Source organism: Streptomyces sp. NBC_01264, from assembly GCF_026340675.1.
In the GTDB taxonomy this organism is placed as follows: domain Bacteria; phylum Actinomycetota; class Actinomycetes; order Streptomycetales; family Streptomycetaceae; genus Streptomyces.
Genome location: NZ_JAPEOX010000001.1, coordinates 4,172,056 through 4,194,437, shown reverse-complemented (window position 1 = coordinate 4,194,437; position 22,382 = coordinate 4,172,056). Strand labels below are relative to the sequence as shown.

At 73.3% G+C, this 22,382-nt stretch carries 17 protein-coding genes; 13 read left to right on the top strand and 4 right to left on the bottom strand.

Features of this window, described 5'->3' with window-relative positions; genetic code table 11:
• Nucleotides 1–69 precede the first annotated feature (69 nt).
• A complete protein-coding gene (locus tag OG435_RS19255; RefSeq protein ID WP_266878210.1) occupies nucleotides 70–3,366 on the bottom strand; it encodes a S41 family peptidase in 3,297 nt (1,098 codons plus the stop codon).
• A 209-nt stretch (nucleotides 3,367–3,575) separates the two neighbouring features.
• On the opposite strand from OG435_RS19255, the gene OG435_RS19250 reads away from it, so the two are divergent.
• Nucleotides 3,576–4,166: a TetR/AcrR family transcriptional regulator gene (locus tag OG435_RS19250; RefSeq protein ID WP_266878208.1), complete on the top strand. Its 591-nt coding sequence runs from the start codon at nucleotides 3,576–3,578 to the stop codon at nucleotides 4,164–4,166.
• Between the two features lie 161 nt (nucleotides 4,167–4,327).
• Nucleotides 4,328–6,535, top strand: coding sequence for an MMPL family transporter (locus OG435_RS19245; RefSeq protein ID WP_266878207.1), 2,208 nt, complete (start codon nucleotides 4,328–4,330; stop codon nucleotides 6,533–6,535).
• A gap of 104 nt (nucleotides 6,536–6,639) precedes the next feature.
• Here OG435_RS19245 and OG435_RS19240 read toward each other — a convergent pair whose 3' ends face one another.
• Nucleotides 6,640–7,062: an SsgA family sporulation/cell division regulator gene (locus OG435_RS19240; RefSeq protein ID WP_266878205.1), complete on the bottom strand. Its 423-nt coding sequence runs from the start codon at nucleotides 7,060–7,062 to the stop codon at nucleotides 6,640–6,642.
• 195 nt (nucleotides 7,063–7,257) lie between these two features.
• Between OG435_RS19240 and OG435_RS19235 the strand changes: the two genes are divergently transcribed.
• Genes OG435_RS19235 through OG435_RS19215 form a run of 5 tightly spaced genes read left to right on the top strand, consistent with a single transcriptional unit; the run spans nucleotide 7,258 to nucleotide 11,577 of the window.
• Entirely contained in the window at nucleotides 7,258–8,313 is a 1,056-nt protein-coding gene (locus OG435_RS19235) for an energy-coupling factor ABC transporter permease (protein WP_266878204.1), read from the top strand.
• 1 nt (nucleotide 8,314) lies between these two features.
• Nucleotides 8,315–9,076: a cobalt ECF transporter T component CbiQ gene (gene cbiQ / locus OG435_RS19230; RefSeq protein WP_266878202.1), complete on the top strand. Its 762-nt coding sequence runs from the start codon at nucleotides 8,315–8,317 to the stop codon at nucleotides 9,074–9,076.
• Nucleotides 9,064–9,846: an energy-coupling factor ABC transporter ATP-binding protein gene (locus OG435_RS19225; protein ID WP_266878200.1), complete on the top strand. Its 783-nt coding sequence runs from the start codon at nucleotides 9,064–9,066 to the stop codon at nucleotides 9,844–9,846. The genes cbiQ and OG435_RS19225 overlap by 13 nt, the downstream gene beginning before the upstream one ends.
• Before the next feature lie 45 nt (nucleotides 9,847–9,891).
• Entirely contained in the window at nucleotides 9,892–11,049 is a 1,158-nt protein-coding gene (locus tag OG435_RS19220) for a serine hydrolase domain-containing protein (protein ID WP_266878199.1), read from the top strand.
• 54 nt (nucleotides 11,050–11,103) lie between these two features.
• Entirely contained in the window at nucleotides 11,104–11,577 is a 474-nt protein-coding gene (locus OG435_RS19215; RefSeq protein WP_266878197.1) for a YbaK/EbsC family protein, read from the top strand.
• 58 nt (nucleotides 11,578–11,635) lie between these two features.
• Here OG435_RS19215 and OG435_RS19210 read toward each other — a convergent pair whose 3' ends face one another.
• Together OG435_RS19210 and OG435_RS19205 are read right to left on the bottom strand one after the other, a co-directional pair.
• On the bottom strand, nucleotides 11,636–13,282 hold the full coding sequence (locus OG435_RS19210) for a penicillin-binding transpeptidase domain-containing protein (RefSeq protein ID WP_266878195.1): 1,647 nt from the start codon (nucleotides 13,280–13,282) through the stop codon (nucleotides 11,636–11,638).
• A 143-nt stretch (nucleotides 13,283–13,425) separates the two neighbouring features.
• Nucleotides 13,426–15,207, bottom strand: coding sequence for a dolichyl-phosphate-mannose--protein mannosyltransferase (locus tag OG435_RS19205; RefSeq protein ID WP_430625655.1), 1,782 nt, complete (start codon nucleotides 15,205–15,207; stop codon nucleotides 13,426–13,428).
• A 154-nt stretch (nucleotides 15,208–15,361) separates the two neighbouring features.
• On the opposite strand from OG435_RS19205, the gene rsmI reads away from it, so the two are divergent.
• The 6 genes from rsmI (at nucleotide 15,362) to OG435_RS19175 (ending at nucleotide 21,897) form a co-directional block, all read left to right on the top strand.
• Nucleotides 15,362–16,216 carry a 16S rRNA (cytidine(1402)-2'-O)-methyltransferase gene (rsmI, locus tag OG435_RS19200; protein ID WP_266881888.1) on the top strand — a complete coding sequence of 285 codons (855 nt, stop codon included), beginning with the start codon at nucleotides 15,362–15,364 and terminating at the stop codon, nucleotides 16,214–16,216.
• A 292-nt stretch (nucleotides 16,217–16,508) separates the two neighbouring features.
• Complete coding sequence (locus tag OG435_RS19195; protein WP_266881886.1) at nucleotides 16,509–16,880, top strand: hypothetical protein; 372 nt, start codon at nucleotides 16,509–16,511, stop codon at nucleotides 16,878–16,880.
• Nucleotides 16,881–16,890: 10 nt separating this feature from the next.
• Nucleotides 16,891–17,769, top strand: a complete 879-nt coding sequence (locus OG435_RS19190; RefSeq protein WP_266878194.1) for a TatD family hydrolase — start codon at nucleotides 16,891–16,893, stop codon at nucleotides 17,767–17,769.
• 929 nt (nucleotides 17,770–18,698) lie between these two features.
• Nucleotides 18,699–20,045: a ubiquitin-like domain-containing protein gene (locus OG435_RS19185; protein WP_430625763.1), complete on the top strand. Its 1,347-nt coding sequence runs from the start codon at nucleotides 18,699–18,701 to the stop codon at nucleotides 20,043–20,045.
• Nucleotides 20,046–20,164: 119 nt separating this feature from the next.
• On the top strand, nucleotides 20,165–21,004 hold the full coding sequence (rsmA, locus tag OG435_RS19180) for a 16S rRNA (adenine(1518)-N(6)/adenine(1519)-N(6))-dimethyltransferase RsmA (RefSeq protein WP_266881882.1): 840 nt from the start codon (nucleotides 20,165–20,167) through the stop codon (nucleotides 21,002–21,004).
• Entirely contained in the window at nucleotides 21,001–21,897 is an 897-nt protein-coding gene (locus OG435_RS19175) for a 4-(cytidine 5'-diphospho)-2-C-methyl-D-erythritol kinase (protein WP_266878192.1), read from the top strand. The genes rsmA and OG435_RS19175 overlap by 4 nt, the downstream gene beginning before the upstream one ends.
• The last annotated feature ends 485 nt before the right edge of the window (nucleotides 21,898–22,382 follow it).

The following is a 22,382-nucleotide window of genomic DNA, read 5'->3' as shown; positions in this document are numbered from 1 at the left end:
TCCGAAGACACATGCCGAGGGGTGCGACCCGCCGTCCCGGGTCGCACCCCTTTCGCATGCCCTGCGGGCTCACCCCCGCGGCGGCAGCTGCGGCCGGCGCCGGTCCGGTACGTCCGTGTAGCCGGGCGGTACCGCCGCCGGGTCCTGTTCCAGCAGCTCCAGCGCCAGGTGCACGGCGTCGTCGAGCTGCGCGTGCCGTCCCTCCGCCCAGTCGAGCGGGGTGCGCAGGACCGGCAGGTCGGGCTCCACGCCCTGGTTCTCCACGGACCAGCCGTACTCGGGGAACCAGGCCGCGTTCATCGGGACCGTGATCACCGTGCCGTCGCCCAGCGTGTGCCGGCCGGTCATGCCCACCACCCCGCCCCAGGTGCGCTGGCCGACGACCGGGCCGAGGCCCAGCAGCTTGAAGGCGGCCGTGATCATGTCCCCGTCGGAGGAGGTCGCCTCGTCGGCGAGGGCCACGATCGGGCCCCGGGGCGCGTTGGAGGCGTAGGAGACGGGCTGCGCGTTGCGGGTCAGGTCCCAGCCGAGGATGGAGCGGGTCAGCTTCTCCACCACCAGCTCGCTGATGTGCCCGCCGGCGTTGCCGCGTACGTCCACGAGCAGGGCCGGCTTGGACATCTCGGCGCGCAGGTCGCGGTTGAACTGTGCCCAGCCCGAGCCGCCCATGTCGGGGATGTGCAGGTAGCCGCACTTGCCGTCGCTGATCTCCCGGACCACCGCACGGCGTTTGGCCACCCAGTCCTGGTAGCGCAGCGGACGCTCGTCGATCAGCGGGACCACCGCGACCCGGCGCGAGCGGCCCTGCCCCTCGGCGGGCTCGAAGGTGAGCTCCACGGTGGTGCCGCCGGCCGCCGAGAGCAGCGGGTACGGCCCGGCGACCGGGTCCACCGGGCGGCCGTCGACGTGGGTGAGGACCGCGCCCTCGCGGATGCCGGTGCCCGCGAGCGGGGAGCGGGCCTTGGAGTCGGAGGACTCGCCGGGCAGGATCCGGCCGACGACCCAGGCCCCGTCGCGGGGGAAGAGGTTGGCGCCGAGCAGGCCGATCGCCCGCTGGTAGTGCGGCGGGCCTTCGTTGCGGCGGGCCGGGGACACGTACGCGTGCGAGGTGCCGAGCTCGCCGAGGACCTCGCGCATCAGATCCGCGAACTCGTCGGGGGAGGCGACCCGTTCGACCAGGGAGCGGTACTGGCGCAGCACCCCGTCCCAGTCGATGCCGCACATCTTCGGCTCCCAGAAGTAGGCGCGGATCAGCCGCCCCGCCTCCTCGTAGGCCTGGCGCCACTCGGCCGCCGGGTCCACCTCGTGCAGGATGCGCCGCAGGTCCAGGTAGACGGTGGAGTCGGTGTCGCCGGACTCGGTCGCCGGTACGGCGCGCAGGTCGCCGTCGTCGTTGACCACGAGCCGGGTGCCGTCGCCGCTGACCGCGAACCAGTCCAGCCCGGAGGCCAGTTCCGTCTTGCGGGCCTTGGTGAGGTCGAAGTACTCCAGGGTGGGCTTGCCGCTCGTGTCGGCCGGATTGGCGAAGGTCTCGCCGAGCGCGCCCGAGATCGGCCAGCGCAGCCACACCAGCCCGCCACCGCTCACCGGGTACAGCGCCGAGTACTTGGAGGCCGACACCGGGAAGGGGGTCACCCGGCTCTCCAGGCCCTCCACCTCCACGGTGACCGCGCCGTCGCCGGAGTCCGAGTCCCCCTCGACCGGGTCGAGTCCGCCCGCCGCGGGGCGGCCGTCGGGGGAGAAGGCGAAGGGGGAGGGGGTGGCCGAGGACAGCGGCACCAGGTACGGGCGGCAGCCCAGCGGGAAGGACAGGTCGCCGGTGTGGACGTCGTAGACGGGGTCGAAACCGCGCCAGGACAGGAAGGCGAGGTAGCGGCCGTCCCGGGTGAAGACCGGATTCTCGTCCTCGAAGCGGCCGTTGGTGACGTCCACGATCGTGGGGGAGCCGGGTCCGGCGATCTTGGCCATCTTGATCTGGCGCAGCGAGCGGCCGATGCCGGGGTGCGACCAGGTCAGCCAGCAGCCGTCGGGGGAGAAGGCGAGGTCGGTGACGGGCCCGTTCTCGGACCGGATCAGCTCGCTGGCCTCCCCGTTGGACTCCTCGGTCGCGTCGATCAGCAGCAGCCGGCCGTCGTTGGAGGCGATCGCGAGCCGCTCCCCGTCCGGATCGGAGAGCAGTTCCAGTACGCGGCCCAGGGCGCCGGAGGCGAGCCGGCGGGGCTCGCGGTCGCCCGAGGCCCGGGGCAGGTAGGCGATCTCGATCGCGTCCTCGCCCTCCGCGTCGGTCACGTACGCCACCTGCCCGCCGCTGCCGAGCATCTCGGGCAGCCGGACCCGTACGCCCGGGGTGTCGGCGATGGTGCGGGCGGGCCCGTCGCGGTGCGTGAGCCAGTACAGGCTGCCGCGCACGACGACGGCGCTGGCCCGCCCGGTGGCGTCCACGGAGAGCGAGTCGACGTGGCTGGCGGCCGGGACCTGGTAGGTACGGCGGCCCGCGCGGGGGCCGCCGAGGCGGACCTCCAGCTTGCGCGGGGAGGCGTCGGGCGCCAGCGACTCCACGATCCACAGGTCGCCGGCGCACTGGTAGACGATCCGGGAGCCGTCGCTGGAGGCGTGCCGGGCGTAGAACTCCTCGTGGTCGGTGTGCCGGCGCAGGTCCGTGCCGTCGGGCAGGCAGGAGTAGACGTTGCCGATGCCCTCGTGGTCGGAGAGGAAGGCGATCCGGCCGTCCACGAACATCGGCGAGTCCAGGTGGCCTTCGACGCCCTCCAGCAGCCGCTCGCCGTGCAGCCACAGCCGGCCGGTGGCGCCGCCGCGGTAGCGCTTCCACGCGGCGGGCTCGTGCGGGGGCTTGCCGGTCAGCAGCAGGGTGCGGCGCTCGCCCGGCTCGTCCCCCTGGGAGGGCTCCTCGCGGACGGCGATGTCGGAGACGGGACCCCAGGGGAGCCGGCCGCCGGGGCTGCCGTCGGTCGGGATGGTGTACGCCCAGGCGAAGTAGGAGAAGGGCTGGCCGTGCGAGGAGACGGCCAGGATGTCGCTGCGGCCGTCCTTGTCGGGCGGGGTCCAGCCGCAGACCCGGGTGTCGGTGGAGCCCCAGTGGCTGAGGCGGCGCGCCGGGCCGCCGGCGACGGGGGCGAGGTGGATCTCGGGGTCGAGGCTGCGCCAGGTGGTGAAGGCGATGTGCTTGCCGTCGGGGGAGAACCGGGGATGGCCCACCCGGGTCCGGTCGACGGTGATCCGCCAGGCCCGGCCCGCGGGCTCTCCGGGAGGTACCAGGGGCGCCACCCAGAGGTCGTCCTCGGTGGCGAAGCACAGCAGATCGTCGTGGAGATGGGGGAACCGGAGGTACGCCGCGTCGTGACTCACCCCCCAATGCTTTCCGCGCGGAGGGGGGCTGGCAACTCGTACAGGTGATCCATGCGGCCTCACGCGGGGGTGGCGGGCGGCGCCGGGGACGTGACCGACACCACGCCGCAAGCGAAACGGAACGGTTTCGTTTCGCTTGCGGCCGGGGTATGGTCTACCCGTACGAAACGGTTTCGTTCGGTTGGGCAAGGTCGGGAGGAGGCGCCGGGATGGTCGAAGAGGTCATGTCGCGTCGCAGCCGGATCACCCCCGAACGGGAAGCCGAACTGCACGGCGCGGTCCTCGACCTGCTCCGTGAGGTCGGCTACGAGGCGCTGACCATGGACGCGGTCGCCGCCCGTACGAAGTCCAGCAAGGCCACCCTCTACCGCCAGTGGGGGAGCAAGCCCGAGCTGGTCGCGAAGGCCCTGCGCTGTACCCAGCCGGTCTCCCTCCGGGAGATCGACACGGGCAGCATCCGCGGGGACTTCGGGGTCATGATCGAGAACTCCGACGACGCCCAGATGGCGAAGGACACCGCGCTGATGCGGGGCCTGACCCACGCGGTGCACGAGAGCCCCGAGCTCCACCAGGCGCTACGGGACCTGCTGGTCGATCCGGAGATCAACGGTCTGCAGGAGATGCTGCAAAGAGCGGTCGCCCGGGGTGAGATCGCCCCGGACTGTCCGGCCCTGGCCTTCGTTCCGCACATGCTCATCGGGGCGTTCATCGCCCTCCCGCTGATCGAGGACCGGTCCGTCGACCGGACCTTCCTCGGCGACTTCATCGACGCCGTGGTCTTCCCCGCCCTCGGCGTCTGATCCCGCACGGCTGCTGACCTGCCCGGCTGCCCACCCATGCAGCCGCCCGCCCGCGCTGTCCCCGCGCTCGATTCCTGCCTGCCCTGACACGCCGCTCTCGTCGTCGGAACGGCATTCCATGCCCTGATCCATCCCACGACCCGAACGGGAGAACCACCGACGTGGCCACCTTCCTCTACCGACTCGGCAGGGGCGCCTTCCGGCGCCGCCGATTCGTCGCCCTCGTCTGGGTGGCGCTGCTGTTCGTCGCCGGCTTCGGCGCGGCATCGGCGTCCGCACCCACCTCAGGCTCGTTCTCCATACCCGGCACGGAGGCCCAGAAGGCCTTCGACCTGCTGGACCAGCGCTTCCCGGGGATGGCCGCCGACGGCGCCACCGCCCGCATCGTGATCAAGGCCCCGGCCGGCGAGAAGGTCGACTCCGCGGCGGTCAAGCCGCAGGTCGAGAAGATCGTCAGCGAGCTGAAGGACGGTCCGGGCAAGGACCAGATCTCCTCGGTCACCAGCCCGTACGAGGCCAAGGCCGTCAGCGAGGACGGCTCCACCGCCTACGTGAGCGTCAAGTACAAGGTCGGCGGCATGGAGCTGACGGACGCCACCCGCGAGGCCCTCACGGAGTCCGCCACGGGCGCCAAGGCCGACGGGCTGAACGTCCAGATCGGCGGCGACGCCCTGCAGGCCGCCCCCGAGACGGGCTCCGGCGAGATCATCGGCATCGCGATCGCCGCGATCGTCCTCGTCATCACCTTCGGCTCGCTCATCGCCGCGGGTCTGCCGCTGCTGACCGCGCTCATCGGCGTGGGCATCGGCATCTCCTCCATCACCGCGCTCGCCAACGTGCTGGACCTCGGCTCCACCACCTCCACCCTCGCGATGATGATCGGCCTCGCCGTCGGCATCGACTACGCCCTCTTCATCGTCTCCCGCTACCGCGCGGAGCTCGCCGAGGGCCGCGAGCGCGACGAGGCCGCCGGCCGCGCCGTCGGAACCGCCGGCTCCGCCGTCGTCTTCGCCGGTCTGACCGTGGTCATCGCCCTCGTGGGCCTGGCCGTCGTCAACATCCCCATGCTCAGCAAGATGGGCTTCGCCGCCGCGGGCACCGTGGTCATCGCCGTCCTCGTCGCCCTGACGCTGGTCCCGGCCATGCTCGGATTCGCCGGCAAGAAGGTGCTGCCCGCCGGTACCAAGTCCCGCTTCCTCGGCAAGGGCAAGGACGCCGCCGAAGGCGCCGAGGCCAAGCCCAACGGCGGCACCCGCTGGGCCCGCTTCATCCTGCGCCGCCCCGTCATGGTGCTGCTCGCGGGCGTGATCGGCCTCGGCATCGTCGCCGTCCCGGCGAGCAAGCTGGAGATGGGCCTGCCGGACGACGGCGCCCAGCCGGTGTCCACCACCCAGCGCCAGGCGTACGACATGCTCTCCGAAGGCTTCGGCCCCGGCTTCAACGGCCCGCTGATGGTCGTCGTGAACGGGGACAAGGCGCTCGCCGACGCGACCGTCGACCGGATCAAGGGCCTGGACGGCGTGGCGGCGGTCATGCCGGCCACCCAGAACGAGGCCAAGGACGCCGCCGTCATCTCGGTCATCCCGAAGGACCGTCCGTCCTCCGTGGAGACCGAGGACCTGGTCCACGAGATCCGTGAGGGCAGCGACAGCGGCAAGGTGTTCGTCACCGGCCAGACCGCGATGAACATCGACTTCTCGCAGAAGATGAACGACGCACTGCTGCCCTACCTGGCACTCGTCGTCGGCCTCGCCTTCCTGCTGCTGATGCTCGTCTTCCGCTCGATCCTGGTTCCGCTCAAGGCGGCCCTCGGCTTCCTGCTCTCGGTGGTCGCCGCCCTCGGCGCCGTCGTGGCGGTCTTCCAGTGGGGCTGGCTCGGCTCGCTCTTCGGGGTGGAGCAGACCGGTCCGATCATGTCGATGATGCCGATCTTCATGGTCGGCGTGGTCTTCGGTCTGGCCATGGACTACGAGGTCTTCCTGGTCACCCGCATGCGTGAGGCGTACGTCCACGGGGAGCGGCCGGGCCAGGCCGTCGTCACCGGGTTCCAGTACAGCGCCCGGGTGGTCGTGGCCGCGGCCGTCATCATGATCGCGGTGTTCTCCGGTTTCATGGGCGCCAGCGACCAGATGGTGAAGATGATCGGCTTCGGCCTGGCCATCGCCGTCTTCTTCGACGCCTTCGTCGTCCGCATGACCATCGTCCCGGCCGTCCTCGCGCTGCTCGGCCACAAGGCCTGGTGGCTGCCGAAGTGGCTCGACCGGATCCTGCCGAACGTGGACGTGGAGGGCGAGAGCCTGCGCAAGCACCTCGGCGACTCCGCGGACGGCTCCGGTCCGGACAAGGACCGCGAACTGGCCAACGTCTGACCCTCGGGTCGGCCGTCGGTCGGCAGTACGTACGCAGAACGGCCCCGCACCTTTCGGTGCGGGGCCGTTCGCGTGCGCCCGGGACCGGGCGGGGCCGGCTGGGCCTAACGGGTGGCCGCGGGCGCGGGAGCGTACGTACGGCGCAGGAAGCGGCGCAGGGCGGCGATGTCGAACTGGACCACCGCGACGCCCTCCGGCGAGTGGAACTCGACGACGGCCTGGACCCGCCCGCAGGGCCACACGCGTACGTCGCCGGTCCCGGTCGGGGCCTGCAGGCCGGCCTCCAGGAGGGCGCGGGGGAAGACCCACTCGTTGTCGGTGCCCTCGGGGGAGAGGTCGGCGGGGAAGACGATCCGTACGGCCAGTGGCTCGTCGGGGACGAAGCGCAGGGCGACCGGGATGGCCCGGTAGAGAGGGTCGTCGGTGATCACTCGGGCCCGTACCCGTTCCTCGACGAGGGAGGCCGTGACGGTCGCGGCCCGGGTGGCGGTGGCACCTGCGGATGGATTCTCGGCGGCGGCTGACATCGACAAGACTCCTCTAATCGGAACATTTGCTTCCGTATTGCCCCCAGCCTCGCACATTCCCACGAATTCGCACGGGGCTATTTGTCACGCCACCGCTCTTGCCAACTGTTCGCAAGAAGGCCCTATTCTTGAACGGTTAAAGACTTTGTCAGCTCAACGGACCGTTCGCCGGACCGCAGGAAGCGGAGCAGAACCATGCATGTGCCCGACGGCTTCATCGATGCCCCCGTCTCCATTGCCGCAGGTGTCGCCGCCGTCGGAGCCGTGGCGGTCAGCCTCCGCGGCGCCCGCCGGGAGCTCGACGAGCGCACCGCGCCGCTGGCCGGCCTCGTGGCCGCCTTCATCTTCGCCGTACAGATGCTCAACTTCCCCGTCGCGGCCGGAACAAGCGGCCACCTGCTGGGAGGAGCGCTCGCCGCGATCCTCGTCGGGCCCTATACGGGCGTGCTGTGCGTGTCCGTGGTCCTGCTCATGCAGGGCCTCCTCTTCGCCGACGGCGGCTTGACCGCCCTCGGCGTCAACATCGTCACCATGGGCGTCGTCACCGTGGTCGTCGCCTACGCCGTCTTCCGCGCCCTGGTCAAGCTGCTGCCCGACAGCCGCCGCTCGGTCACCGTCGCCGCCTTCGCCGGAGCCCTGCTCTCGGTGCCCGCCGCGGCCGCCTTCTTCACCCTCCTGTACGCCCTCGGCGGCACCACCGACGTCCCCATCGCCAAGGTCTTCGGCGCCATGGTCGGCGTCCACGTCCTCATCGGCATCGGCGAGGCCGTCATCACCGCCGCCACCGTCGGCGCCGTGATCGCCGTCCGCCCCGACCTCGTCCACGGCGCCCGCGGCCTGTCCGCCCCGCTGAAGCTGCGCGTCGGCGGCGAACTGGTCGATGCCCCCGCCGCCCCCGCCGCCGTTCCGGCCGCCGCGCGCTCCACGAAGCCCGTGTGGATCACCGGCCTGGTCGCCGCGCTGGCGCTCGCCGGCATCGTCTCCTTCTACGCCTCCTCCAGCCCGGACGGACTGGAGAAGGTCGCCGCAGACAAGGGCATCGACCAGAAGGTCACCGAGCACGCGGCCGCGGACTCCCCGCTCGCCGACTACAGCGTCAAGGACGTCTCCGACGCCCGCCTGTCCGGCGGCCTCGCCGGAGTCATCGGCGTGGGCGCGACCGTCCTCGTCGGCACCGGCGTGTTCTGGACCGTGCGCCGGCGCCGCGCCTCCGACCTGACGGCCGCCTCGACGGCCGTACCGGCCGCCTGACATGGGCGCGGGCCACGCCCACAAGCTCTACCGGCCGGGATCCTCGCCCGTCCACGACCTGCCGCCGCACTGCAAGCTCGCCGCGACCTTCGGCTTCGTGGCCGTCGTCGTGTCCACACCGCGCGAGGTGGTGTGGGCCTTCGGGCTGTACGCCGTCCTCATCGCGGCCGCCACCGCCGTGGCCCGGATCCCGCTCGGCTTCCTGCTGCGCCGCCTCCTGATCGAGGTGCCCTTCGTCGCCTTCGCCGTCCTGATGCCCTTCGTGGCCCAGGGCGAGCGGGTGGAGTTCGCCGGCATGTCGCTCAGCGTCTCCGGCCTCTGGGGCGCCTGGAACGTCCTGGCCAAGGGCACCCTCGGCGTGGCCGCGTCCGTGCTCCTGGCCTCCACCACCGAACTGCGCGCCCTGCTGCTGGGCCTCCAGCGGCTCAAGCTGCCGCCGCTCCTCGTCCAGATCGCCTCCTTCATGATCCGGTACGGGGACGTCATCAGTGACGAGCTGCGCCGGATGTCCATCGCCCGGCGCTCGCGGGGCTTCGAGGCGCGCGGGATCCGCCACTGGGGGGTCCTCGCGAAGACCGCCGGGGCCCTGTTCATCCGCTCCTACGAGCGCGGCGAGCGGGTCTACCTCGCGATGGTCAGCCGCGGCTACGCCGGCTCGATGCCGGTGATCGACGAGGTGACGGCCACCCGCACGCAGTGGGCGTACGCCGCAGCGCTCCCGGTGACGGCGCTGGCCGTCTGTCTGATGGGATGGACCCTGTGAACGCACCCACGCCCGCGCCCGTGCCCCCGCCCTCGCTGGAGGTCGCCGGCCTCGCCTACGCCTACCCCGACGGCCACCAGGCCCTCTTCGGGGTCGACCTCGCCGTCGGGCACGGGGAGCGGGTGGCGCTGCTGGGTCCCAACGGCGCCGGCAAGACCACCCTGGTGCTGCACCTCAACGGCATCCTGACCGGCGGCGTCGGCACCGTGAGCGTGGCCGGGCTGCCCGTGGAGAAGCGCAACCTCGCCGAGATCCGCCGCCAGGTCGGCATCGTCTTCCAGGACCCGGACGACCAGCTGTTCATGCCGACCGTCCGGGAGGACGTGGCCTTCGGCCCGGCCGCCGCCGGGATGCGCGGCGCCGAGCTGGAGGAGCGGGTGCGCGAGGCACTGGAGCAGGTCGGGATGGCCGCCTTCGCCGACCGGCCCCCGCACCACCTGTCCTTCGGGCAGCGCCGCCGGGTCGCGGTGGCGACCGTACTGGCCATGCGGCCCGAGATCCTCGTCCTGGACGAGCCGTCCTCCAACCTGGACCCGGCCTCGCGCCGCGAGCTCGCGGACATCCTGCGCTCGCTGGACGTCACCGTGCTGATGGTGACCCACGACCTGCCCTACGCGCTGGAGCTCTGCCCGCGCGCGGTGATCCTCAGCGAGGGGACCATCGTGGCCGACGGCCGCACCCAGGACGTGCTGTGCGACGAGGCGCTGATGCGGGCGCACCGGCTGGAGCTGCCCTTCGGCTTCGACCCGAGGTCAGTGTCGGTGGGATGAGCACAGTGGTGGCATAAGCCCCGGTCGGAGGTTGTTGCACACCCCGTGGACATCCAGGGTGTGGTGGCGGAGGGCTTCGAGCCCGTCAGGGACGCGTTCGTACGCAACTTCCAGGTGCTCGGGGACCGGGGCGCGGCCGTGTCCGTGTACCGGGACGGGCGCAAGGTCGTCGACCTCTGGGGCGGGACCAAGGACGCCGAGGGTACGGAGCCCTGGGCCGAGGACACCGCGCAGATCGTCCGCTCCGCCACCAAGGGCGTGGCCGCGGCCGTGCCGCTGCTGCTCCAGCAGCGCGGACTGCTGGACCTGGACGCGCCGGTGAGCTCGTACTGGCCGGAGTTCAAGGCGGGCGGCAAGGAGCGGACCCGGGTCCGCGACCTGCTCGCGCACCGCGCGGGCGTCCCGGCCCTGGACCGCGGGCTGACGGTGGCCGAGGCCGCGGACGGAGTCACCGGACCGCGTGCGATCGCCGCCCAGCGGGCCTTCTGGGAGCCCGGTACCGAGCACGGCTACCACGCGCAGACCTTCAGCTGGCTGCTGTCCGAGCTGGTGCTGCGGGCGACCGGCCGTTCGCTGGGGGGCATCCTGGCCGAGGAGATCGCGGAGCCGCTGGGCCTGGACTTCTGGATCGGCCTGCCGGAGTCCGAGGAGCACCGGGTGGGCCGGGTGGCGCCGGTCGATCCGCCGGAGAGCGCGGGCACGCTCAGGACCCGGCCGAAGCGGAACGTTTCCGCGGCCTACGCCGACCCGGACTCCCTCACCCGCCGCGCCTTCGCGGCCATCGACCCGCTGCCCGACGAGAACGACCCCGCCTACCGCGCGGCAGAGCTGCCGGCCTCCGCGGGCATCGGCACCGCCCGCGCCCTGGCCCGCTTCTACGCCGCCACCATCGGCGTGGTGGAGGGCGGCGCGCGGATCTTCACCCCGGCCACCACCGCGCTCGCCGGCAAGGAGTTCTCCTCGGGCCCCGACCGCGTGCTGGTGGTCAACACCCGCTTCGGGCCCGGCTACATGCTGCACGGCCCGGCCTCCCCGCTGCTGTCCCCGGCCTCCTTCGGGCACCCGGGTCGCGGCGGCTCGCTGGCCTTCGCGGACCCGGAGGCGGGCATCGGCTTCGGCTACGTCACCAACGGCCACGCCAAGTCCGTCACCGCCGACCCGCGCGCCCAGGCCCTGGTCCGGGCGGTCCGCTCGGCGCTGTAGCGCGGCTCGTGAAATGCCCCGCACGGGCGGCGCGGGGAGCGTTAGCGTGCGGTCATGACGACCTCCACGCATCCCCTGTTCGCCGAAGCCCTCGCCGCCCTGGGCCTGGAGCCGGACGTACGGACCTTCCCCGACGGGACCCGGACCGCCGCCGACGCGGCGGCGGCGATCGGCTGCGAGCTCAGCCAGATCGTGAAGTCGCTGATCTTCGCAGCCGACGGGGTTCCCGTACTGGTCCTCATGGACGGCGCCTCCCGGGTCGACGTGGAGGCGGTGCGCCGCGAGCTCGGGGCGGGCGCGGTGACCCGGGCCGACGCGGCCCTGGTCCGGGAGACCACGGGCTACGCCATCGGAGGGGTGCCCCCCTTCGGGCACCGCACCCGCACCCGGGTCCTCGCGGACCGCTCCCTGCTGGCCCACGAGGTGGTCTGGGCGGCCGCGGGCACTCCGCACACGGTGTTCCCGATGGATCCGCGCGAGCTGATCCGGAACGCGGGGGCCGCGCTGGCCGACGTACGGGAGGGCTGACCCGGGGGCGGGCCCCCGCCGGCCGGCCCGTGGCCCGCTGCCGGCCCGGGCCCGCCGGTCAGCGCGCGTTCAGGACGGCCGCCACGATCGGGCCCGCCGCGTCGCCGCCGTGGCCGCCGCCCTCGACCATCGCCGCCGCCGCCACGTCGCCGCTGAAGCCGGTGAACCAGCTGTCCGGGTTCTGCGCCCCGTCGACCTCCGCCGAGCCGGTCTTGGCGCCCTTGTCGGAGCCGCGGACCGCGGACATCGCGCCCTGGGCGGTGCCCGAGGTGGCCGTCAGCTTCATCATCCGCACCAGCTGGGCCGCCACCGAGGGCTTCATCCTCCGGGTGGCCTTGGCGAGCTCGCGGTCGTCTAGCGAGGCCTTGACGACGACCGGCTGGCGAAACACCCCGGTGCGGGCGGTCGCCGTGATCGAGGCCATGGTCAGCGGGTTCATCTGGATCTGGCCCTGGCCGATGTACGCGGCGGCCGCCGCCGGCCCGGTGGCGGCCGGGACCTTGCCGTCGACGGTGGGCACGCCGACCTTCCACTCGACGCCCTCGCCGATGCCGAAGACCTCGCGGGCCTCCTTCGGGAGCGCGTCGTCGTCGTCCACCGGCAGGATCTGCTTGATGAAGGCGGTGTTGCAGGACTGGGCGAAGCTCGTCGCGAAGGTCTCGCCCTCGAGCTTGAAGCCCTTCAGGTTCTTGAAGGTCTTGCCGCCCCACTGCACCTCCGCCGGACACGGGGCGACCTTGTCCGCCGCCACCAGACCCCGGTCCAGCAGCATCGCGCCGGTCACGATCTTCATCGTGGAGCCGGGCGCGCGAGCCCCGCTCAGGGACGCGGGGAAGCCGTCGCCGCGATGGTCGGCGACGGCCAGGACGTTGCCGGTGCTGGGCTGGACGGCGACCACCGAGGCCTGCGGGAACTTCAGCACCGCCTGCTCCGCCGCCGCCTGGACGTCCGCGTCCAGGACGGTCTCGATCTTCCCGGGCTTCCCCTCGACCAGCGTGAGCAGGGTCCGCCGTGGAGCATCCTCGGCGACCGGCTCGATCCACAGCTCGGCGCCGCTCTTGCCGCCCAGCTGCTCCCCGTACTTCTTGCGCAGGCTGTCGAGCACCGGGCGCAGCGAGGGGTACTTCTCGGCGGTCAGCTCCCGGCCCTTGCGGTCGACGGCCTTGACCGGCGGGTTGGCCGGGGCGCCGCCGCGCAGCTTCTCGCCCTTCTGGAGCTGCGGGTGGAGCACCGAGGGCTGCCAGTCGACGAGCGGGAGCCCGGTGGTGTTGCCGCGGACCACGGTCAGCTTGGACTCGTAGGCGAGGGGCTTGGTGACGCCCTCGTAGGTGACCTCGGCCGCGACGGAGTACGCCACCGTGGTCCCGGTCTGCGCGCCGGGGGTGATCGCGACCTTGGACACGTAGGCCTGGGTCGTGAACCCGCCGAGGGCGACCTGCGCCTCCGAGGGGTTGTTCGTCAGATCGGCGCCGGCGCGGGCGTCCCCGGCGGCCCACGCGGTGAAGAAGGCCTGGGCGGTCGCCGCGGCGTCCTTGTCGCTGACCGGCCCGGTGCCCTTGGCGGGCACCGCCGGGCCGGTCGCGCTCGTGTTCTTGGCGTCGCCGTCACCGGCGTCCCCCACCAGCGCGTACACCCCGTACACGGCCCCGCCCAGCATCGCGAGGAAGGCCCCGCCGACGACGGCTCCCTTTGCAGCCCCGTTCATTCCCGCTCCCCGTTCCCGTGTCCCCTACCCCGGCCCTTGGACACTGAACGTGTTCAAGGGCCCTCTGGAGTAGACCTTACGTCGAACAGACGGACGGTTCAGGGGTTTGGCCGTCCTGGGCGTCCGGGCTCACGGCCGCCCCGCTAGACCCAGGTGTCCAGCCACATGCGGTTCTGCCAGGAGTCCATCGGGATGGACTGGCCCGTGTAGATGGGCCAGAAGTAGATGAAGTTCCACACGATCAGGAGCACCAGGACGCCCGCCGCCACCGCACCCAGCGCGCGGCGGCGTTCCGAGGAGCCCGCCGGGCCCAGCAGGGCGCCGATCATCATGGCCACCGCCAGGCACAGGTACGGGACGAAGACCACCGCGTAGAAGAAGAAGATGGTCCGCTCCTGGTAGTTGAACCAGGGCAGCAGGCCCGCGCCCAGCGCGCACGCGATCGCGCCCGCCCGCCAGTCGCGGCGGAAGAGCCAGCGCCACAGCACGTACAGCAGGGCGAAGCAGCCCGCCCACCACAGCAGCGGCGTGCCGAGCGCCAGCACCTCGCGCGCGCACTTGGCCGTCTCCGTCGCCGGGCAGCCGTCGGTGCCGGGGGAGGGGGACTCGTAGAAGTAGGAGACGGGACGGCCCAGGACCAGCCAGCTCCACGGGTTCGACTCGTAGGTGTGGCCCGAGGTCAGGCCCACGTGGAAGTCGTAGACCGTCGTCTCGTAGTGCCACAGGCTCCGCAGCCACTCCGGGAGGAACGAGAGGGAGCTGTGCTGGTCGTTCTTGGCGGCCCAGTCGCGGAAGTAGCCGCCCTTGCCGTTGTCGGGGGAGAGGATCCAGCCGAGCCAGGAGGCCACGTAGACGGAGATCGCCACGGGGACGAGGGAGAGGAAGGCGGGCCAGCTGTCACGGCGCAGCATCGCCGCGTACGGGGTGCCCGCGCCCGCCGTGCGGCGGGCGGCCGCGTCCCACAGGACGGTCAGCACGCCGAAGAAGGCCAGCACGATCAGGCCGTTCCACTTCGTGCCGAAGGCCAGGCCGAGGCTGATCCCGGCCAGGATGCGGTACGGGCGCCAGCCCAGCTTCAGCGTCTCCGCGATGCGGGCGTCCGGCCGGGTCCGGCCCTCCTCGTCCACCGGGAGCGCGGCCGCGAGCCGGGCCCGCGCCTTGTCCCGGTCGATGACGAGTGCTCCGAAGGCGCCCAGCACGAAGAACATCAGCACCAGGTCGAGCAGGGCGGTCCGGCTCATCACCAGGTGCAGGCCGTCCACGGCCAGCAGGAGGCCGGCCAGGCAGCCCAGGAACGTGGAGCGGAACAGCCGCCGCCCGATGCGGCACAGCATCAGCACGGACAGGGTGCCGAGCAGCGCGGTCATGAACCGCCAGCCGAAGGGGTCGAAGCCGAACATCCACTCGCCCAGGCCGATCACCCATTTGCCGACCGGCGGGTGCACGACGTAGCCCGGTTCCAGCGGGAGGGGCACTCCGTGGGGGTTGGCGAGGATCGACTTGTCGATGTCCTTGGGCCAGCTCGCCTCGTAGCCCTGCTTGATCGTGGCCCACGCGTCCTTGGCGTAGTACGTCTCGTCGAATATCACCGCCTTCGGGGTGCCCAGATGGACGAAGCGCAGCACCCCGGCGACCAGCGTCACCAGCAGCGGCCCGGCCCACGCCAGCACCCGCTCCCAGCGCTCCGCCGCGTCCGGCCCGATCCCGATCTGCGCCCACAGCTGCGCGGACGGCCGTGCGTACGGGGGCACCAGGCGGGTGCCGACGTCCGACTGCCGCTGCGCCCCGGCGGGCTGCGCGTAGCCGAAGCCGCGCAGCCGGCGCATCCAGGCGGACGGCTGGTCGGCGGGGTCGGGGCCGGGCCCGGCCTCGGTGGCGGGCGGGGCCCCCGCAGGGCTGGGCGGCGGCGTCGCGGTACTGGTCACCGGCACATCGTAGGGAACGACCCTGTGCCGGACCCAGGGGGACGGCAGTGTGGGGCGCGGCGGTTGGGGCGGCTGAGAGGATGGGGCGGTGACCACTGACCAGCCCCGCACCGCCGAAGCCCCCTCCCCGGCCCCCTCATCCGATGGCCACGGGGTGGGCGTCCTCGTCCTCGCCGGTACCCCCATCGGTGACCTCGCCGACGCCCCGCCACGGCTCGCCTCCGAGCTGGAGCGGGCCGATGTGATCGCCGCCGAGGACACCCGGCGGCTGCGCAGGCTGACGCAGGGCCTCGGCGTGTACACCACCGGGCGCGTCCTGTCGTACTTCGAGGGCAACGAGTCCGCGCGCACCCCCGAGCTGGTCGAGGCCCTGGAGGCCGGCAAGCGCGTCCTGCTCGTGACCGACGCCGGCATGCCCTCGGTCTCCGACCCCGGCTACCGGCTCGTCGCCGCCGCCGTGGAGAAGGACATCAAGGTCACGGCCGTGCCCGGGCCCTCCGCCGTCCTCACCGCGCTCGCCCTCTCCGGGCTTCCCGTCGACCGCTTCTGCTTCGAGGGCTTCCTGCCGCGCAAGGCCGGCGAGCGGCTGAGCAAGCTCCGCGAGGTCGCCGCCGAGCGCCGCACCCTCGTCTACTTCGAGGCCCCGCACCGGCTCGACGACACCCTGGCCGCCATGGCCGAGGTCTTCGGCGCCGACCGGCGCGCCGCCGTCTGCCGCGAGCTGACCAAGACCTACGAGGAGGTCAAGCGAGGCGGTCTCGGCGAGCTGGCCGCCTGGGCCGCCGAAGGCGTGCGCGGGGAGATCACCGTCGTCGTCGAGGGCGCCCCGGCCGCGGCCCCCGGCGATGTGGACGCCGAGGAGCTGGTGAACCGGGTACGGGTGCGCGAGGAGGCGGGGGAGCGGCGCAAGGAGGCCATCGCGGCGGTCGCCGCGGAGGCCGGGGTACCCAAGCGCGAGGTCTTCGACGCCGTGGTCGCGGCAAAGAACGCGGCACAAAAGTCGCCGTGAGTCGGTAAAGAGCTAACCTGAAAAGCAAAGCTCAGACCGCGCACCGGGCGCTTTGGGCATGACTCGCCCAAGGACCGTCCAACAGTAGACAGGGCCTGATGCGCTCCCGCCCGAAGAGGCGTCCACTGGCAATGGCACCAGTGGAACAAGAGGAGCTGGCATGAGTGAGATCGCCGAACCCCAACCCGTCTCCGTACCCACCGCTTCTACCGTCACCGCCCCGGTGGCCGCTGCCGCGGCTCCCGTTTCCGCCACCGTGCCGACCGTGCACGAGGCGTACTCCTTCGCCTGCATGAAGTGCGGCTACGGCTGGGAGCAGGGGTACGAGATAGAGCACCACACCGACGGCAAGGGCATGCCGTTCATCGTCTACACGGCGGACGGTGAGCGGGTCCCCTCCCCGCTGTCCAACCCGACCTGCATGAACTGCGGCGGGCACGTGGTGCGGATCATGAGGGAGGGCCAGGTCAAGTCGGTCATCGGCATGCTCGACCAGCTCTACCACCACCGCGCGGCCCCGGGGATCGCCGGCCCGGTGCCCGCCGGGTACAGCGCGAAGGCCCCCAAGCCCCGCAAGGCCGCCCTGCACGACGCCCCCGGGCCGGTCCCGGTGGAGCGGCCCGGTCTGATGGCCCGGCTGCTGGGGTTCTTCCGCCGGTCATAAGATCGGCCGCATGAGCCGTAGTACGCCGAACGACGCACCGCCCCCGCTGCCGGAGCCGCTCCGGGTGGCGGTCGCCGACTCCCACACCCACCTGGACATGCAGTCCGGCACCGTGGAGGAGGGCCTCGCCAAGGCCGCCTCCGTCGGGGTCACCACCGTCGTCCAGGTGGGCTGCGACGTGAAGGGCTCCCGGTGGGCCGCCGAGACCGCGGCCGCGTACGAGAACGTCCACGCGGCCGTGGCCCTGCATCCCAACGAGGCCCCCCGGATCGTCCACGGGGACCCCGACGGCTGGTCGCGGCAGGGCGCCCGGAAGGGCGGCGGCGAGGCCGCGCTCGACGACGCGCTCGCCGAGATCGAGGCGCTGGCCGGGCTCGCGCACGTGAAGGCCGTCGGCGAGACCGGCCTCGACCACTTCCGTACCGGCCCCGAGGGAATGGCCGCGCAGGAGCGTTCCTTCCGCGCGCACATCGAGATCGCCAAGCGGCAGGGCAAGGCGCTGGTCATCCACGACCGAGAGGCGCACGCGGACGTGCTGCGGGTCCTGCGCGAGGAGGGCGCCCCCGAGCGGACCGTCTTCCACTGCTACTCCGGTGACGCGGAGATGGCCCGGGAGTGCGCCGCCGCCGGCTACTACATGTCCTTCGCCGGGACCGTCACCTTCAAGAACGCGGCGCCGCTGCGCGAGGCGCTGGCGGTGGCCCCGCTGGAACTGGTCCTCGTGGAGACGGACGCCCCGTACCTCACACCGGCCCCGTACCGCGGAAGGCCCAACGCGCCGTACCTCATTCCGCTGACCGTACGGGCCATGGCCGCGGTCCGCGGCATCGACGAGGACGCGATGGCGACGGCCCTGGCGGCCAACACGGCCCGCGCCTTCGCCTACTGAGCGGGCCCTCACCCGTTCGCCACGTTCCGTAGCCGTTCCGCTTTGTTGCGTGACGGCCGCTCCGCTAGGGTGCCGTGCCCGAAGCAGCCGGACGGACCAGTGGAGCGAGCGCGATGAGCGATGTGGCCTGGCCGGCCGGTGGACGCGACCCCTGGGCCGCGCCCCCGGACCCGGGCGCGTACGCGGACCCGTACACCGACTCGGACCCTTACGCGGGCCTCGTCGGGGCGAACCCGGACCTGGACGCGGGAGCGGGGCCTTACCGGGAAGGGGACCCGTACGCGCGGATGGGGGCGGTGAACCCGGACCTGGCCGCGGGAGCGGCGGCTGACCGGGACCGGAACTGGTACGCGGACTCCTCCGGGGCCGGGCAACCGGACCTGGACGCCGGAGCGGGGCCTCACCGGGATCCAGATCCGGATCCGTACGCGGGCCGTGCGGGGAACGCGGGCCCGGAGGCCGGAGCGGGCCCCTACCGGGATCCGGACTCCTACCCGGGCTCCGGGGCAGGTCCGGACGCGGACGCGTTCTGGGGCCCGGAGGCGGGACCGGAGGTGGACCCCGACCCGGGCCCGGACCTGTTCCTCCGCCCGGGGGCGGACCAGGATCCGGGCCTGGACCTGTTCCTGCGCACTGGGGCGGACCCGGACCCGAGCTCACAGTTGGAGCCCGGGGTGCCGGCGCCTCGGGGCGGTGGGCGGCGGCGGACTGCGGCCGAGCCGGGGGCGGGCCGCCGGGCGCGCGGCCGGGCCCCCGCTGGTCCTGCCCCCGCCCCTGCTGCCCCCGCTCCGGGCTCCGCCCCCGAGCCGGAGGTGCCGGCCACCGGCCGTCGGCGTCGCGGCGCGCCGGCGGCGTCCTTGGACACCGTCCCGGCCGGACCCGCCCCCGCGGGGACCGGGCGGCGCCGGGGCGGGGGCGGACTCGGCACGGTGCCCGCCCCGGCCGGACCGGGCACCGGGCTGGGCAGCGGCCCCGGTACCGGACCTGGCGCAGGACCGGGGCTCGGGTCCGGACCCGGAACCGGACCTGGCACGGGGCTCGGGCCCGGACCCGGACCCGGACCCGGACCCGGACCCGGACCCGGACCCGGACCCGGGCCCGGACCCGGACCTGGCACCGGGCCCGGCACCGGAGCCGGGCCCGCCTCCGGTCCGAGGCGGCGTAGGAGCGCCGCCCCCGCTTCGCGCGACGCCTGGCGGCGCATCGTGCCGCAGGCCCTGGTCGTCGCGTTCCTGGCGGGCGGCACCACCGCCTTCGTCGCCGCCGACAAGGCCGTACGCCTCACCGTCGACGGAGTCCCGCGGACCCTGCACACCTTCGCCGACGACGTGGACGAACTGCTCGCCGCCGAAGGACTCGGCATCGGCCCCCACGACCTCGTGGCCCCGGCCGGGGCGCAGGTCCTCGACGACGGGGACGAGATCGTCCTGCGCTACGGCCGCCCGCTGAGCCTGACCCTCGACGGACAGCGGCGCGAGGTGTGGACCACCGCCCGCACCGTGGACGGCGCACTGCGCCAGTTCGGCATCCGCGCCGAGGGCGCCTACCTCTCCTCGCCCCGCACCGCCCCCGTCCCCCGGACCGGCCTGACCCTCGCCGTCCGCACCGAACGCAGCATCACCTTCATGGCCGACGGCCGCGAGCGCGCCATCCGCACTAACGCCGCCACCGTGCAGGAGGCCCTCGACGAAGCCGGGATCACCCTCCACGGCCAGGACACCACCTCCGTGCCCGCCGGCTCCTTCCCGCGCGACGGCCAGACCGTCACCGTGCTCCGCATCACCGGCACCCGCGAGATCCGCGAGGAACGCATCCCGTACGCGACCGAGCGGGTCAAGGACTCCTCCCTCTTCGCCGGCACCGAAGTCGTCGCGCGCTCGGGGCGGCCCGGAGCGCGCAGGGTCACGTACAGCCTGCGCACCGTCAACGGGGTCCGGCAGAAGCCCCGGCGGCTCGCCGAGGAGACCGTCCGCGAGCCCGTCAGCCAGCTCGTCAAGGTCGGCACCAAGCCGCTGCCGTCCTCCGTGCAGGGCGCGGACGGCCTCGACTGGGGCGCGCTGGCCCGCTGCGAGTCGGGCGGCCGGCCCGGCGCCACGGACCCCTCCGGCACGTACGGGGGGCTCTACCAGTTCGACGTACAGACCTGGCAGGCCCTGGGCGGAAGCGGCCGCCCGCAGGACGCTCCGGGCCCGGAACAGACGTACCGGGCCAAGAAGCTGTACGTCCAGCGGGGGGCGAGTCCCTGGCCACACTGCGGCCGTACCCTTTATCGGTGAGCACAGCAGAGCAGCAGCCCGAAAGCACCGTGCCGGAGACCTCCGCGCCGGAGACCTCCGCGCCTTCCGCGCCCGAGACCTCCGCCCCCGAGACCTCCGCCCTCCTCGGCGCGGCCGACATCCGGGAGCTGGCCGCCGTACTCGGCGTACGGCCGACGAAGCAGAAGGGCCAGAACTTCGTCATCGACGCCAACACGGTGCGCCGCATCGTGCGCACGGCCGAGGTCCGGCCGGACGACGTGGTCGTCGAGGTCGGACCCGGGCTGGGCTCGCTGACGCTCGCACTGCTGGAGGCAGCCGACCGGGTCGTCGCCGTCGAGATCGACGACATCCTGGCCGCCGCGCTGCCCGCCACCATCGAGGCGCGGATGCCGCAGCGCAAGGACCGCTTCGCGCTGGTCCACTCCGACGCGATGCTGGTCAAGGAGCTGCCCGGACCGCCGCCGACCGCGCTCGTGGCGAACCTCCCCTACAACGTGGCCGTGCCGGTCCTGCTCACGATGCTCGACCGCTTCCCGAGCATCGAGCGGACCCTGGTCATGGTGCAGGCCGAGGTCGCCGACCGGCTGGCCGCCGAGCCCGGCAACAAGGTGTACGGGGTCCCCTCCGTCAAGGCCAACTGGTACGCGGACGTCAAGCGGGCCGGCGCCATCGGCCGCAAGGTCTTCTGGCCCGCGCCGAACGTCGACTCCGGACTCGTCTCGCTGGTCCGCCGCGCGGAGCCGGTCAAGACCACCGCGACCAAGGCCGAGGTCTTCGCGGTCGTCGACGCGGCCTTCGCGCAGCGCCGCAAGACGCTGCGCGCGGCGCTGTCCGGCTGGGCCGGATCGGCCGCGGGAGCCGAGGCGGCGCTGGTCGCCGCCGGGATCTCCCCGCAGGCCCGCGGTGAGTCCCTCACCGTCGAGGAGTTCGCGGCGATCGCCGAGCACAAGCCCGCCGCGGAGAGGCCCGCGCTGTGACCGGGTCGATCACCGTACGGGTTCCCGCGAAGGTCAACGTCCAGCTGGCGGTGGGCGCGGCCCGGCCGGACGGCTTCCACGACCTGGCCAACGTCTTCCTCGCGGTCTCCCTCTACGACGAGGTCACCGCGAGCGTCGCCGACGGGCTCACCGTGACCTGCGCCGGCCCGGACGCCGACAAGGTGCCGCTCGACCGCACCAACCTCGTGGCCCGGGCCGCGGAGATCCTGGCGGAGCGGGCCGGGCTGAGCCCCGATGTGCGTCTCCACATCGAGAAGCGGATCCCGGTGGCGGGCGGCATGGCGGGCGGCAGCGCGGACGGGGCGGCGGCCCTGCTGGCCTGTGACGCCCTGTGGGGTCTGAAGACCCCGGTCGGGGAACTCCTCGACATCTGCGCGGAGCTGGGCAGTGACGTGCCGTTCAGCCTGGTCGGCGGGGCGGCGCTGGGTACCGGGCGCGGGGAGATCCTGACTCCGGTCGCGGCCGGGACCTTCCACTGGGTGTTCGCGGTGGCCGACGGAGGCCTCTCCACCCCGGCGGTGTTCCGCGAGTTCGACCGGCTCACCGCCGGGGTGGAGGTCCCTGTTCCGCAGGCCTCCCCGGCGCTGCTCGCGGCGCTGGCCTCCGGTGACCCGGACGAGCTGGCCGCCACCCTGGAGAACGGGCTCCAGGCCGCGGCCCTTTCGCTGCGGCCGTCGCTGGCCGGGACGCTGGCCGCGGGTACGGAGGCCGGGGCGCTGGCCGCGCTGGTGTCCGGCTCGGGTCCGACGACGGCCTTCCTGGTCCGCGATGCCTCGTCGGCGACGAAGGTCGCCGCCGCGCTCGCCGCCTCCGGCACCTGCCGCAGCACCCACGTGGCCACAAGCCCGGCGCCGGGCGCGACCCTCCTCTGACGGGCCCTGACGGGCCCCTTACCGGCCTTGATTGGCCCCTGACCGGCCCTGACCGGCGTCGGCCGCCCCCGCGGGGCCCGGCGGGGTGGGCCGGCTCTGCGGGGCGAGGTCCCCTACCCGCCCTTCCACCGTTCCCCGGGCTCCGCCCGGACCCTTTGCCGGGTGCGGCGCCGTTGCCGGGGGCCAGCCCCCGGACCCCCGCTCCTCAAACGCCGGAGGGGCTGGATTTTGGCTGGCGTCAGCCCACACGTGCACGCGGTGCGCTGAGCCGGGGCTGGTTTGCCCGCAGGGCGATCCCAGCCCCTCCGGCGTTTGAGGAGCGGGGTCTGGGGCGGAGCCCCACGGCCTCGGGGGCAGCCCGGGGCCCGACGGGTCAGGGCGGAGCCCTGGGAACGGTGGAAGGGCGGGTAGGGGACCTCGCCCCGCGCAGCGGCAAGGGGCACAGCCGGGAATAGCTCCGCGCAGCGGAGACGGGGCAGCCGGGG